Consider the following 13,652-nt stretch of genomic DNA (forward strand, 5'->3'; position numbering starts at 1 on the left):
AGCGTCGAGGACGTGCAGGAAGCGCAGGGCGCGACGGACATGAAGGAGTGGAGAGATGGCGACCGCACCCCGTCCCCGGCCCCGCACGACGACCCGTGACCCGGAGGAGCTCGCACGACGGCTGACCGCCTGGCTCGCCGGCCGGCTGCCCGGCGCCGGAGCGGTCGACGTCCGCGTCCCCGCGTCCAACGGACTGTCGAGCGAGACCCTGCTCTTCGACATCGAACACCCCCAACCACCGTGTCGTGCCTGCGCGTTGCGGCTCGCGGCGGACCCGGCGGCGTACACCGTCTTCCCGGTCTACGACCTGCCGCGCCAGTACCGCACCATGCGGCTGGTCGCGGACCGCACGGACGTCCCGGTGCCGCGGGTGCTGTGGCTGGAGGAGGATCCGGGCCCGCTCGGGGCGCCCTTCTTCGTCATGGAACGCGTCGAGGGACGCGTACCGCCCGACGTCATGCCCTATACCTACGAGGGCAGTTGGCTGCACGCGGCGAGCGGGGCCGAGCGTGAACGGCTGGAGACGGCCTCGGTCGGACTCCTCGCCCGGTTGCACGACCAGGTCCCGGTGAAGGAGGCCGGTTTCCTCGCGTCCCCCGGAGACGGAAGCCCTCTGCGGAGCCACGTCGAGGCCCAACGCGCCTACTACGCATGGGTGGTCGACGGGCTGTCACGCTCGCCCCTCATCGAGGCCGCCTTCGACCGGCTCGACACGCTCTGGCCGCGGGACGAGGGCGAGACGGTGATCAGCTGGGGCGACGCACGCATCGGGAACGTCATCTACGACGGTTTCGAGCCCGTCGCGGTGCTCGACTGGGAGATGGCGGCACTGGCACCGCGCGAGGTCGACCTCGGCTGGATGATCTACCTGCACCGCTTCTTCCAGGACCTCACGGAGAGCTTCGGACAGCGCGGACTGCCCGGCTTCCTGAGCAGGGACCGGGTGGAGGCGCGCTATGCCGAACTCACCGGCCACCCACCGCGGGACATGGACTTCCACATCCTGTACGCGGCACTGCGGCACGCCGTCGTCATGCTGCGCGTCGCCTACCGCCAGGTGCACTTCGGCGAGGCCGACGTCCCGGCGGATCCGGACACACTGATCCTGCACCATGACAGCCTGCGAGCCATGGTGCGGGGCGGTTACCGGGAATGAGGACCCCCTCGGCGGGGACCGGGCCGAGAAGGGTCAGTGCACGTTCTAGGCGGCCTCGCGCCGCATCACCGGCACCTGCCGGGGCCGCGAACCGGGGCCTCCGACGTGCGAGAAGGGCTGGGTCCGCCAGTCGAGTCCCTGAGGGAGCGTCAACAGCAGGGCCATCTCCTGCTCCTGGGCTTCCATCGTCTCGTCGGCGGGCTGGGCGTCGGCCGCCGCGCGGCCCGTACCGGCGCAGACCGTGAGCCCGAAGGGGTTCCACGGCGACGCGCAGAGCGCGTGCTCCGGCAGGCTCTCCTCGTCGGCCAGCAGCGCGATGGGCTGCGCGCAGTCCGGGCAGATCACCCGGTACATCTCGAAGGTGTCGTACGCGTCGAGCTCCTCGCCGTCCAGGGCGTCAGATTCGACGCCCTCCGGCTCGGGCTCCACAACCGGCTGCTGCCGCTTGGACGCGGTACGACCAAGACGCTTCAGACTCTGCATGGGTTACTCCCCCTTGGATGGGCCGACAAGGTGCTGCGACCTCGGCCACAGCAAGCACTTCCCGTCCCGTCTCCGCGGTAATCACGAGAACATCACGGAAGCCGGCGGTGCCATGTGGCGTTCGTCACATGCTGCCCGCAGGTGCCCGACCCGGCTGGTTTGTACCCCGCGCATGCCGCGGGACCGCCCCGTCCACATCACAAAGCGGGTATGACCTGCGCAGCTGAGTACACGGGGGGATCAAGGGCACTGTAGGTTCTCCGCCATGGAGGAGCTGGACCGCCACATCGTGCAGCTGCTCGTCGAAGACGGGCGGATGAGTTACACCGACCTGGGCAAGGCCACGGGCCTGTCCACGTCGGCCGTGCACCAGCGGGTGCGCCGGCTGGAGCAGCGGGGCGTCATCCGCGGGTATGCCGCGGTCGTCGACCCGGAGGCCGTGGGACTGCCGCTGACGGCCTTCATCTCGGTGAAACCCTTCGACCCCAGTGCCCCGGACGACATCGCCGAACGGCTGGCGGGGGTCCCGGAGATCGAGGCCTGCCACAGCGTCGCCGGCGACGAGAACTACATCCTCAAGGTCCGTGTCGCGACACCGCACGAGCTGGAGGAGCTGCTCGCGCGCCTGCGCTCGCTGGCGGGGGTGTCCACGCGGACGACGGTGGTCCTCTCGACGCCGTACGAGGCCCGGCCGCCGAAGATCTGAGGCGGGGTCTTCACCAAGGTCGGCTCCTGCGTCTGCGGGCCGATGGTGGCTGCTCGCGCCCCGCGGCGGAGCCGCATACGGGCACGGCCTCGCTCCCCCCGGGGGCTGCGCCCCGCTGACCGGGTCGCGCTGCCGAGGGGCGAGACTGTTGTCCATGAGTGAGAGCACCACCGAACCCGAGCCGAGCCGCACCCCCTCGGGCACACCACGTACGACACCGTCCGGTCAGGACGACGGCTCCCGCGGAGCGCGGACCCTGCTGCTGCGGGGCGGCGAAGTGCACAGCCCCGCCGACCCGTTCGCCACCGCGATGGTCGTGGAACGCGGACAGGTCGCCTGGGTCGGCTCGGAGGGCGCCGCCGACGCGTTCTCGGACGGCGTGGACGAGGTGGTCGACCTCGAAGGGGCGCTCGTCACCCCGGCGTTCACCGACGCGCACGTGCACACCACGGCCACCGGCCTCGCCCTCACCGGCCTCGACCTCTCCGACGCCCGCGCCCTCGGCGACGCGCTGGCCCGCGTACGGGACTTCGCGGCCTCCCGCCCCGCCGACCGGGTGCTTCTCGGGCACGGCTGGGACGCGTCCCGCTGGCCCGAGCGGCGGCCCCCGCGGCGCGACGAGCTCGACGAGGCCACCGGCGGCCGCCCGCTCTACCTCAGCCGCATCGACGTCCACTCGGCCGTCGCCACCACGGCCATGCTCGACCTGGCGCCGGGCGTGCGCGGGGCGGCCGGGTTCGAGGACGGCGAACCGCTCACCCGCGACGCCCATCACGCCGTACGCGCCGCCGCGTTCGCGGCCGTGACGCCGGCGCAGCGCACGGAGGCCCAGCGCGCGGCCCTGCGGCACGCGGCCTCGCTCGGCATCGGCTCCGTGCACGAGTGCGCGGGCCCGGAGATCTCCTCCGAGGACGACTTCACCGGGCTGCTGCGGCTCGCCGCCGAAGAGGCCGGCCCCCGTGTCGTCGGCTACTGGGCCGAGCAGGACGTCACCAAGGCCCTCGCCCTGGGAGCCGCAGGCGCGGCGGGCGACCTCTTCGTGGACGGCGCCCTCGGCTCGCACACGGCCTGTCTGCACCGGCCGTACACCGACGCGGACCACACCGGCACGGCCTACCTGGACACCGCTGCCGTCGCCGCCCATGTGGTGGCGTGCACCGAGGCGGGGCTCCAGGCGGGCTTCCACGCCATCGGAGACGCCGCCGTGGCCTCGGTGGTCGACGGTATGCGCGCAGCCGCCGAGAAGGTCGGTCTGGCCCGCGTACGCGCCGCCCGGCACCGCGTCGAGCACGCCGAGATGCTCACGCCCGGGACGATCGCCGGTTTCGCCGACCTCGGCCTCACCGCATCCGTCCAGCCGGCCTTCGACGCGCTGTGGGGCGGCGAGGAGGGCATGTACGCCGAGCGCCTGGGTGCCGAGCGCGCCCGCACGCTCAACCCCTACGCGGCCCTGCTGCGGGCCGGCGTGCCGCTCGCCTTCGGTTCCGACAGCCCCGTCACGCCGCTCGACCCCTGGGGCACGATCCGTGCCGCCGCCTTCCATCGAACTCCTGAGCACCGGGTGTCCGTCCGCGCCGCCTTCACGGCGCACACGCGGGGCGGCTGGCGGGCGGTCGGACGGGACGACGGGGGGTCCCTGGTGCCGGGCGCGCCCGCGGACTACGCCGTGTGGCGCACCGAGGAACTCGTGGTCCAGGCCCCGGACGACCGGGTGGCCCGCTGGTCGACCGACCCCCGCTCCGGAACCCCTGGACTGCCCGACCTGTCACCCGGCGCGGGCCTGCCCGTCTGTCTGCGTACCGTGGTGGACGGTCGAACCGTATTCGTACGGCCGGACGAGTGATGTCCCGGGGTGGCGCGGAGCCGATCATGGCCCGGCGGCGCGTCGCGCGACCTGCGCATCCTCGGCGCTGACCAGGCATTTGATGGAAAACCCGCAGGTGGAACGACTGTTGACAGTGAGCGGCAGGTGGCCGGTAGGTTCGGCCGGGTCCACCACCGGACGTCCGACCGGTGAACTTCCGCGCAGTCGCCGCAGCGCAGTTGGGTCAGGGGTGGTGTGCCGCACCGGCGCACCACCACTGGGAGCCAGGCCCAGCGACCGTGCCACGGGGCGAGGGAACGTTCCGGCCGGATGGTGTGACCCGGGTGGGGCCCGGACGCTCAGTAGACAACGGCTTTCGGTCGACCCGCAGCCAGCGGGTCCCAGGTCGGCCCGAAGGGCGCCGGGCCCCGATCCGCAGTTCCGACCCTCTCTGCGAGACTTTCAAGTCGGCGCCTTACCTGCGTGAAGAGCGACGCTCGCTATGGTGGTGCCCCTTCGCACGGAAGTCTTAAGGGGAAGCTGTGAACGACGGCGTTGAGCGACATTTCGGTCCGCTCGGCACGACCTTGGTGATCATCCCGACCTTCAACGAGGCGGAGAACATCAAGAGGATCGTCGGCCGGGTGCGGGCCGCCGTGCCCGCGGCGCACGTCCTGATCGCCGACGACAACAGCCCCGACGGCACCGGCAAACTCGCCGACGAGCTGACCGTCGAGGACGACCACGTCCACGTGCTGCACCGCAAGGGCAAGGAAGGCCTCGGCGCCGCCTACCTCGCGGGCTTCTCCTGGGGCCTGGAACACGGGTACGGGGTCCTCGTCGAGATGGACGCCGACGGCTCGCACCAGCCCGAGGAACTGCCCCGGCTGCTGACCGCCCTCAAGGGGGCCGATCTGGTGCTCGGATCCCGCTGGGTGCCGGGCGGCAGGGTGGTGAACTGGCCCAAGTCCCGTGAGTTCCTCTCGCGCGGCGGAAGCCTGTACTCGCGCGTCCTGCTCGACGTGCCGATCCGTGACGTCACCGGCGGCTATCGGGCCTTCCGGCGCGAGACCCTGGAGCGCCTCGGCCTCGGAGAGGTCTCCTCGCAGGGTTACTGCTTCCAGGTCGACCTGGCCCGCCGGGCCGTGAGAGCCGGGTGTCACGTGGTCGAGGTGCCGATCACCTTCGTCGAGCGCGAACTGGGTGACTCCAAGATGAGCCGCGACATCCTGGTGGAGGCCCTGTGGCGGGTCACCACGTGGGGTGTGGGGGAGCGGGCCGGGCGAGTGCTGGGGCGCAAGCAGCCCTGAGGCTCGTCCGTTCCGGCCGAGTCCCACGGGCACCCAGGCCCCCAGGCGAGGCGCACAGGTGGGGCTGATCTCCTGTTTATGTCGTACTGAGCCCTGGCCAGGCACACTGGAGACATGACGACTGGCGCATCGATCCCGCCCTCCTCCTCCGCTTCCTCCGGTCGGCCCCGGCGCTCCCGGCTGCTGAGGTTCCTGCCGCTGGGCGTCGCCGCGTGGCTCGTGCTGGAGATCTGGCTGCTGACGGTGGTGGCGGGCGCGGCCAGCGGCTTCGCGGTGGTGGTGCTGCTGATCGCCGGGTTCGTCCTCGGGTCCGTGGTCATCAAGCGGGCCGGTCGGCGGGCCTTCCGTGCGCTGAGCGAGACGCTGCAACAGCAGCAGAGCGGGGCGCTGCCTGAGGGCCGGGCCAATTCCGAGGGCAACGGCCTGATGATGCTCGGGGGACTCCTCCTGATGCTGCCGGGGCTGATCTCCGACGCGCTCGGGCTGCTTCTGCTGGTGCCGCCGGTACAGAAGGCGCTGGGCCGGTATGCGGAGCGGACGTTCGAGCGCAAGGTGCGGGAGGCTTCGGGGTCCTTCGGCAGCGCGTTTCAGCAGGCGCGGATTCATCGGCCCGACGGGAAGGTCGTGCAGGGCGAGGTGATCCGCGAGGACGCGCCGCGGGACCGCCGGGACAACCCGGGCTCACACCCGCCGCTGACCGGCTGAGGCCCCGGCAGGGGGTCTTCCGCCCCCGCCGCCCCTACCCACCCCGTAACAACCAGGGGGCTCCGCCCCCGAACCCCCGCTCCTCAAACGCCGGAGGGGCTGAGAGCTCAGGGGCTCCGCCCCCACCCTCCTGCTCCACATGCGCCGGAGGGGCTGGGCTGCTCAGGGGCGCGGGGAACAGCGCAGTCTTTTAGGGGCGCGGGGAACGGCGCGATCAGCCACGGCGGACCCGCACCCGCGAAGACTGCCGGACGGTTGGTCGTTCTTCAGGGGCGCGGGGAACTGCGCACGGCCCCCAGCCCCAGAATGGCCGGCACCCGAAAAACCGAGCCCCACGCAAACGCACAGAACCGCAGGAACCGTACCCAAAGGTACGGCGCCCGCGGTCGCGTGCGTGCGCTGTATGCCGCTCAACCCCCGGAGGGGCTACGCGGACTTGCGGCTGTCCCGAGGGTGGACCGCAATGTTCATGGCTCCGGATCGAAGCACGGCCAAGCGCTCTTCGAGGACCTCTTCGAGCTCCTCTCGCGTACGCCGTTCCATCAGCATGTCCCAATGCGTACGCGCGGGCTTGGCCTTCTTCTCTTCAGGGCCGTCGCCGTCCACCAGGAGTGCCTGGGCCCCGCAGACCTTGCACTCCCACTCCGGCGGGATCTCCGCCTCCACCGAGAAGGGCATCTCGAATCGATGGCCCTTCTCGCATGCGTACTCCACGGCCTGGCGCGGGGCCAGGTCGATGCCGCGGTCCGTCTCGTAGCTAGTCACCACGAGGCGCGTGCCGCGAAGAGCTCGCTCACTCATGAATCGTGCCTCCCGGGCTTGTCGCCCACAGGACAGGTGTCGCTGTCGTCGTCATCCGGTCAACGTCCGGTCGGCGGTAAAGATTCCCGTTCCGGGTCGTGCGTCGCCGTCGTAGCCGCCCTTGTAGTACCCACCTGCGCCCGGTTTGTCACATCTGACAGCAGATGTGACCCGGTGTTGCGGCATCTTTGACGCGCAGTAACGGTACGCCTGGCAGGCCAAACGCGTACACTACCGCCCTTTGGCCCCGAGTGCTAAATCCTCGCGGGAACGGGGTTACCCGCGTCGCGCACCGCCTGCCGCACGGGTACCCGCGCGAGCAGGACGAATCCCAGCACGAAGAAGGCAACGAGCGAGATGATCGCGTCCCGATAGCTGCCCGTCAGCTGGTAGGTCAGACCGAACAGGAGCGGGCCCAGCCAGCTCATCCCGCGGTCGCTCATCTCGTACGCCGAGAAGTACTCGGCCTCCTTGCCGGGCGGCACCAGGTGCGAGAACAGGGACCGGGACAGCGCCTGGCTGCCGCCGAGGACGAGCCCGATGCCCGCGGCGAGCACGAAGAACCAGCCGGGCGCTCCCGCGGGCAGGAAGTATCCGGCGGCCAGCGTGAGGGTCCAGGCGACCAGGGACCCGAGGATGATCCGTTTGGCGCCGTACGTCCGGGCCAGCCGGCCCATCCCGAGGGCGCCGGCCACCGCGAGCAGCTGGACCAGCAGTACGGCGACGATCAGCGTCGACTGGTCGAGGCCCAGTTCCTCGGACCCGTACACGGAGGCCTGTGAGATGACCGTCTGGATGCCGTCGTTGTAGACGAGGTACGCCAGGAGGAAGGCGAGGGTGAGCGGTTGGCGGCGCATGTCGCGCACGGTCGCCGCCAGTTGCCGCCAGCCGGGCGCGAACCTGTCCGCGGAACCCGACGGCGCGCGCCGGTCGCGCAGCCGCTTGAGCGGTATCAGGGTGAAGGCGCCCCACCAGATGCCCGCCGAGGCCAGACAGATGCGGACCGCCATCGCCTCCGAGACGCCGAAGCTGTCGTGGGCGGTGTAGAGCACCAGGTTCGCCACCAGGACCAGCGAACCCGCCGCGTAGCCGAAGGCCCAGCCCCTCGACGAGACGGCGTCGCGCTCCTCTGGCGGGGCGATCTGCGGAAGATACGAGTTGTAGAGCACCATCGAGACGGCCAGCGAGGCGTTGGCCACGATGAGCAGGAGGCCGCCCAGCAGATAGCGGTCGCCGTCCAGGAAGAACATGCCCGCCGTGGCCGCGGCGCCCAGGTAGGCCGAGAGCGCGAGGAGCGGCTTCTTGCGGCCGCTGCGGTCGGCCGCCGCGCCCGCCAGCGGCATCACGAAGATCGACAGGATCACGGACGCGGACACGGAGTAGGCGAAGAACGAGCCCGCGCGCAGGGGGATCCCCAGCGGGTGCACGAATCCGTCCGCGTCCGCGGCGGCCTTGGCCACCGAGGTCAGATAGGGGCCGAGGAACACGGTGAGCACGCTCGTCGAGTAGACGGAACACGCCCAGTCGTAGAAGTACCAGCCGCGTTGCTCGCGCCGCCGTTCGGCGGCCCCGTCGGCCGCCCGTTCCCGCACGGTGTCGGTGCCCACCCGTGCCCTCGCTTCCCCGTCGTGTCCCTGTACGCGGAACGCTCTGTCGTGTCCCCGTACGCGGACGCCGCGCGGTGCGCCGGACCGTCAGGCCCAGGCGCCACGGTCCCGCAGGACCCCGCGCAGCGTCTCGATGTGATCGGTCATGATGCCATCGACTCCCAGGTCCAGAAGGCGGTGCATCCGCTCGGGTTCGTTGACCGTCCACACGTGGACCTGCAGCCCGCGCGCGTGGGCCGCGCGCACGAAGCGGCGGTCGACCACCGGGACGCCCGACTGGCTCTCGGGCACCTGGGCGCAGACCGCCGAGTTCCGCAGCGCGGCGGGCAGTCCCCACGACCGCAGGCGCAGCCCCAGGACGCCCCGGACGCCGTACGAGGTCGCCAGGCGGGGGCCGGCCACCCGCTGGGCGCGGGCGACCCGGGCCTCGGAGAAGGAGCCGACGCAGACGCGGTCCCAGGAGCCGGTGCGCCCGATCAGGTCGAGGAGCGGGCGCAGCGCGGGCTCCGCCTTCACGTCGACGTTCCACCGGATGTCGGGGAAGGCCTCCAGCAGCTCCTCGAACAGGGGGACCGGCTCGGCGCCCGCCACGCGCGCGTGCCGCACGTCGTCCCAGGGGAGGTCCGCTATCCGGCCCGCCCCGTCGGTCACCCGGTCCAGCGTCGAGTCGTGGAAGGCGACGAGTTTTCCGTCCGCCGTGGCGTGCACGTCGGTCTCGATGTACCGGTAGCCGGCCTCGACCGCGCGGCGGAACTGGGCCGCGGTGTTCTCCAGGCCGTCGGCGGCCCCGCCCCGGTGGGCGAAGGCTATGGGCCCGGGATGGTCGAGGTAGGGGTGGCGTATGTGCGAGATCACCCGCGCAGTATCGCCCGCTTTGATGGCCCGGTGGCAACGACCGCGCTGCCGCCCGGTGATGCCGTGGGGACGGCGGACACCCGCAGGAAGAACTGGGCCAGCGGTCCGATGGTCACCGCGTACAGGACCGTGCCCGCGCCGACCGTGCCGCCGAGGACGAAGCCCGTCGCGACCACGGCCACTTCGAGGGTCGTGCGCACCAGGCGGATCGAGCGGCCGGTGCGCCGGTGGAAGCCGGTCATCAGGCCGTCGCGCGGGCCCGGACCGAAGCGGGCCGCTATGTAGAGGCCGGTCGCCATACCGTTGAGCACGATGCCCGCCACCATCAGCGGGACCCGGATCGCGAGGGCGTGCACGTCCGGCAGCAGGGCGAGCGCGCCGTCCATCGCGATGCCGACCACGAAGACGTTGGACACCGTGCCGAGGCCCGGGCGCTGGCGCAGCGGGATCCACAGGAGAAGGACGACGGCCCCCACGACGATCGACACGACGCCGATCGTCAGCCCGGTCCGTTCGGCGAGGCCCTGATGCAGCACACCCCAGGGCTCCAGGCCCAGACCCGCCTCCACGAGGAGGGCCGAACTCGCTCCGTACAGGGCCAGACCCGCGTACAGCTGGAGGAGTCGGCGGGTGAGGTGCCCCGACGGCGGAGTGGGCAAGGTGTGCCTCCCTGGTGGTGGTAGTGGACTGACTCATGGCACTCTGTGGCTTGGAAAGAGATCTTATCCATGGCCAATTCGACAGAGGTGGACCGGTAATCATGGCGCAGTGGACTTCGGCGGTGGGGGCCGCTCAGCTCGCCCGGCTGCTCAACTCACAGCAGGAGCGCCCCGCGGGCCCCGGCACGCGTCGGCCGCCCGCCTACCGCGCCCTCGCCGACGGCGTCCGGCTGCTCGTCCTCGAAGGCCGGGTTCCCGTGGCCGCGCGTCTGCCCGCCGAGCGCGAACTGGCCCTCTCCCTGTCCGTCAGCCGCACCACCGTGGCCGCCGCCTACGAGGCACTGCGCGCCGAGGGCTTCCTGGAGTCCCGCAGGGGAGCGGGCAGCTGGACCGCCGTACCGGCGGGGAACCCGCTGCCCGCGCGCGGCCTCGAACCCCTGCCGCCCGAGACCCTCGGCTCCATGATCGACCTGGGCTGCGCCGCCCTGCCCGCCCCCGAACCCTGGCTCACCCGCGCCGTCCAGGGCGCCCTGGAGGAGCTGCCGCCGTACGCCCACACGCACGGCGACTATCCGGCGGGGCTGCCCGCGCTGCGCCAGACCCTCGCCGAGCGGTACACCGCGCGCGGCATTCCCACCATGCCCGAGCAGATCATGGTGACCACCGGGGCCATGGGCGCCATCGACGCCATCTGTCACCTCTTCGCCCCTCGCGGGGAACGCATCGCCGTCGAGTCGCCCTCGTACGCCAACATCCTTCAGCTGATGCGCGAGGCCGGTGCCCGGCTGGTGCCCGTCGCCATGGCCGAGGGGCTCGCGGGCTGGGACATGGACCGCTGGCGGCAGGTGCTGCGTGACGCGGCCCCCCGGCTCGCCTATGTCGTCGCCGACTTCCACAACCCGACCGGCGCGCTCGCCGACGAGGACCAGCGGCGGCAGCTCGTCGACGCCGCGCGGTCCGCCGGCACCGTGCTGGTCGTGGACGAGACCATGAGTGAACTGGACCTGGCCGAAGGGCTCGAACGGCCGCGCCCCGTCTGCGGGTTCGACCCGGCCGGGTCGACGGTCATCACGGTCGGTTCTGCCAGCAAGGCCTTCTGGGCCGGGATGCGGATCGGCTGGGTCCGCGCCGCGCCCGACGTGATCCGCAGCCTGGTCGCGGCCCGCGCCTACGCCGACCTCGGCACCCCCGTCCTGGAACAGCTTGCCGTCAACTGGCTGCTCAGCACGGGTGGTTGGGAGCAGGCCGTGGACGTGCGGCGTAACCAGGCCCGCGAGAACCGGGACGCGCTGGTGGGGGCGCTGCGCCGGGAACTGCCCGACTGGGAGTTCGACGTGCCCCGCGGTGGACTCACCCTGTGGGTGCGCACGGGGGGTCTGTCCGGGTCGCGGCTGGCCGAGGTCGGTGAACGGGTGGGCGTACGGGTGCCGTCGGGGCCCCGGTTCGGGGTGGACGGGGCCTTCGAAGGCTATGTGCGGCTGCCGTTCACGGTCGGCGGGGCGGTCGCCGACGAGGCCGCTGCGCGGTTGGCGGCGGCGGCGCGGATGGTTGCGAGCGGCGCGCACGGGGGGACGGAGACGCCACGCACGTTCGTGGCGTGACAGTGACCTCCGGTCGGGATTGCGGGTGCGGGTGCGTTGTGGTTGGCCGCGCCGTTCCTCGCGCCCCTGGGTGGGTGGGGGTTGAGGTCGGCTTTCACGTGCGGGTGCGTTGTGGTTGGCTGCGCCGTTCCTCGCGCCCCTGGGTGGGTGGGGGTTGAGGTCGGCTTTCACGTGTGGGTGCGTTGTGGTTGGCTGCGCCGTTCCCCGCGCCCCTGGGTGGGTGTCATGTGCGGGTGGGGTGCGGCCCTTTTAGGGGCGCGGGGAACGGCGCAGTCTTTTGGTTTTTAGGGGCGCGGGGAACTGCGCGGCCGACCACGGTGGACGGGCGGCCGAATTGTGGCGCCGGACCGGGGTCAGCCTTCGGCGGCCACGCTCAGCGGGCCCGGGGCCGTGACGTGTGCGGCGGGTACCGGTGTCGCGTCCGCCGGCGTCGTGTGGCCGGGCAGCAGACCGAGCACCGCCCGGCGATGGGTCTCGCTAGTCGCCTCGTCGTACGGGTCCGGGGTCGCCGGCACCTGGAGGCGATGGACCGGGCCCGCGCCCAGCCGCGCGTAACCACGGCCGGCGGGCACGTCGGGCGTGGGAGTCGTGTGCGGCGGCACCCCGAGCACCGCTTCGAGCTGACGCGCCGACGCCTGACCGAGGACGACACGCGCGCGTGTGTGCCCCAGTACCGTCTCGCCGAGCGACTCCACGGCGTCGAACTGCTCGGCCACCACGACCGTGACACCGGCCGCCCGGCCGTGGCGCAACGGAGTCTGGAGGAGGGTCTGCGGATCACTGCGGCTGTCGGCCGCCGCGAGGTGGCCGAGCGCGCTCGGCCGGTCCAGGAGGAGCCACAGAGGGCGCCGGGTGTCCTCCGGCGGGGTCAGGCCCGCCTGCCGCGCTCGGTTCGCCGCGATGAGACGGCGCTCCGTCTCGTGCGCCGCCCATTCGAGGGCGGCCAGTGCGCCGGACAGGCCGCATTCGATGCCCAGGACGCCGTCGCACCCCGTCAGGCACGCGTACTCGCCCGTACCGCCGCCCTCGACGATCAGTACGTCACCGTGCCGCAGGGCCTGCAGCGCGATCGAGCGCAGCAGCGTGGTCGTGCCGCTGCCGGGGCCGCCGACCGCGAGCAGATGCGGTTCGGTGGAGCGCACACCGGTACGCCAGACCACCGGGGGGACGTCCCGCTGCTCCTGGCCGAAGGCGAGCGGAAGCGTGCGCCGGACACCGGCCGGGTCGGTGAAGCCGAGGACGGTCTCGCCCGGAGCCGTGACGAACCGCTGGGCGGCGACGTCGGTGGCGAGCGGCGGCAGGACGGAGACCGAGAGCTGGTTGCTCTCCTCGTCCCACGCGAAGCGGTACTCCCGGCCGCGGCCCGACTTGGCGTGCAGCAACTGCTCGATACGGGCCCGGGAGTCCGCCTCCCCGTCCGTGAAGTAGGCGGGGTACCGCACGGACAGCTGCGAGACCCGGCCCGTGTCGTCGAACTCGTACGAGTCGAAGGCCTTGTTCCACTCGCCGCCGTGGGCATAGAGCGGCGCCGGGTCCTCGGGGACGGAGAAGTACGGGACGAGCGCCTCGTAGAGGGACTCCAGGCGCTTGCTCTGCGCGTCGTCGGGGCCGGTCGGCGCGGGCGGGGTGCGGTCCCTGCCCTGCCATGCGGCCGCCGCCATCAGGGTGATGACGGCGAGCAGCGGCCCGTACGGGATGAGGGCCACGATCAGGACGACCGAGGCCACCAGGAACAGCAGCGGACCGCGCCGGTCCTTGGGGGTGTCCGCCCATCTGCGCCGGCCGGCGCCCGCCAGCCGACGCAGTCCACGGCTGATGGTGATCAGCGGGTGGAGGACGTCGGTGGCGCTGTCGGCGGCCGTCCGGGCCAGGTCCCGGCTGCGGGCGATCTGCGCGCTGCCGGTGCTCAGAATGCGGGGGAGGGGGCGCCGGGCCACTGCTGTCTCCTGGAGGTGCGTGCGAACG

General features: G+C 72.1%; 12 protein-coding genes. 6 read left to right on the forward strand and 6 right to left on the reverse strand.

The window, feature by feature from the left end; translation table 11 throughout:
• The first annotated feature begins 55 nt into the window (after window positions 1–55).
• Complete coding sequence (locus OHS59_RS36525) at window positions 56–1,156, forward strand: phosphotransferase family protein (RefSeq protein ID WP_328497605.1); 1,101 nt, start codon at window positions 56–58, stop codon at window positions 1,154–1,156.
• Window positions 1,157–1,201: 45 nt separating this feature from the next.
• On the opposite strand, the gene OHS59_RS36530 is transcribed toward OHS59_RS36525, so the two are convergent.
• The gene (locus OHS59_RS36530) at window positions 1,202–1,639 is read right to left on the reverse strand and encodes a hypothetical protein (protein ID WP_328497606.1); all 438 of its coding nucleotides are present in this window, start codon (window positions 1,637–1,639) and stop codon (window positions 1,202–1,204) included.
• Between the two features lie 265 nt (window positions 1,640–1,904).
• On the opposite strand from OHS59_RS36530, the gene OHS59_RS36535 reads away from it, so the two are divergent.
• The 4 genes from OHS59_RS36535 to fxsA all read left to right on the forward strand — a co-directional run bounded on the left by OHS59_RS36535 (window position 1,905) and on the right by fxsA (window position 6,164).
• Complete coding sequence (locus OHS59_RS36535; RefSeq protein WP_107019623.1) at window positions 1,905–2,345, forward strand: Lrp/AsnC family transcriptional regulator; 441 nt, start codon at window positions 1,905–1,907, stop codon at window positions 2,343–2,345.
• 154 nt (window positions 2,346–2,499) lie between these two features.
• On the forward strand, window positions 2,500–4,188 hold the full coding sequence (locus OHS59_RS36540) for an amidohydrolase (protein ID WP_328497607.1): 1,689 nt from the start codon (window positions 2,500–2,502) through the stop codon (window positions 4,186–4,188).
• 503 nt (window positions 4,189–4,691) lie between these two features.
• On the forward strand, window positions 4,692–5,459 hold the full coding sequence (locus tag OHS59_RS36545; protein WP_328497608.1) for a polyprenol monophosphomannose synthase: 768 nt from the start codon (window positions 4,692–4,694) through the stop codon (window positions 5,457–5,459).
• A gap of 114 nt (window positions 5,460–5,573) precedes the next feature.
• Window positions 5,574–6,164, forward strand: a complete 591-nt coding sequence (gene fxsA / locus OHS59_RS36550; RefSeq protein WP_328497609.1) for an FxsA family membrane protein — start codon at window positions 5,574–5,576, stop codon at window positions 6,162–6,164.
• 426 nt (window positions 6,165–6,590) lie between these two features.
• Here the strand turns inward: fxsA and OHS59_RS36555 are convergent, their stop codons facing one another.
• The 4 genes from OHS59_RS36555 to yczE form a co-directional block, all read right to left on the reverse strand.
• Window positions 6,591–6,965 carry an RNA polymerase-binding protein RbpA gene (locus tag OHS59_RS36555; protein ID WP_003977404.1) on the reverse strand — a complete coding sequence of 125 codons (375 nt, stop codon included), beginning with the start codon at window positions 6,963–6,965 and terminating at the stop codon, window positions 6,591–6,593.
• Between the two features lie 254 nt (window positions 6,966–7,219).
• Window positions 7,220–8,572, reverse strand: a complete 1,353-nt coding sequence (locus OHS59_RS36560) for an MFS transporter (protein WP_328497610.1) — start codon at window positions 8,570–8,572, stop codon at window positions 7,220–7,222.
• An 87-nt stretch (window positions 8,573–8,659) separates the two neighbouring features.
• Entirely contained in the window at window positions 8,660–9,427 is a 768-nt protein-coding gene (locus OHS59_RS36565) for a glycerophosphodiester phosphodiesterase (RefSeq protein ID WP_328497611.1), read from the reverse strand.
• The gene (yczE, locus tag OHS59_RS36570) at window positions 9,424–10,086 is read right to left on the reverse strand and encodes a membrane protein YczE (protein ID WP_328497612.1); all 663 of its coding nucleotides are present in this window, start codon (window positions 10,084–10,086) and stop codon (window positions 9,424–9,426) included. The genes OHS59_RS36565 and yczE overlap by 4 nt, the downstream gene beginning before the upstream one ends.
• Before the next feature lie 101 nt (window positions 10,087–10,187).
• Between yczE and OHS59_RS36575 the strand changes: the two genes are divergently transcribed.
• Complete coding sequence (locus OHS59_RS36575) at window positions 10,188–11,687, forward strand: SCO1417 family MocR-like transcription factor (protein ID WP_328497613.1); 1,500 nt, start codon at window positions 10,188–10,190, stop codon at window positions 11,685–11,687.
• A 353-nt stretch (window positions 11,688–12,040) separates the two neighbouring features.
• On the opposite strand, the gene OHS59_RS36580 is transcribed toward OHS59_RS36575, so the two are convergent.
• Window positions 12,041–13,624 (reverse strand): hypothetical protein, encoded by a 1,584-nt coding sequence (locus OHS59_RS36580; protein WP_328497614.1) that lies wholly within the window; start codon window positions 13,622–13,624, stop codon window positions 12,041–12,043.
• Between the last annotated feature and the right edge of the window lie 28 nt (window positions 13,625–13,652).

The sequence above is a fragment of the Streptomyces sp. NBC_00414 genome (assembly GCF_036038375.1).
GTDB lineage: Bacteria > Actinomycetota > Actinomycetes > Streptomycetales > Streptomycetaceae > Streptomyces.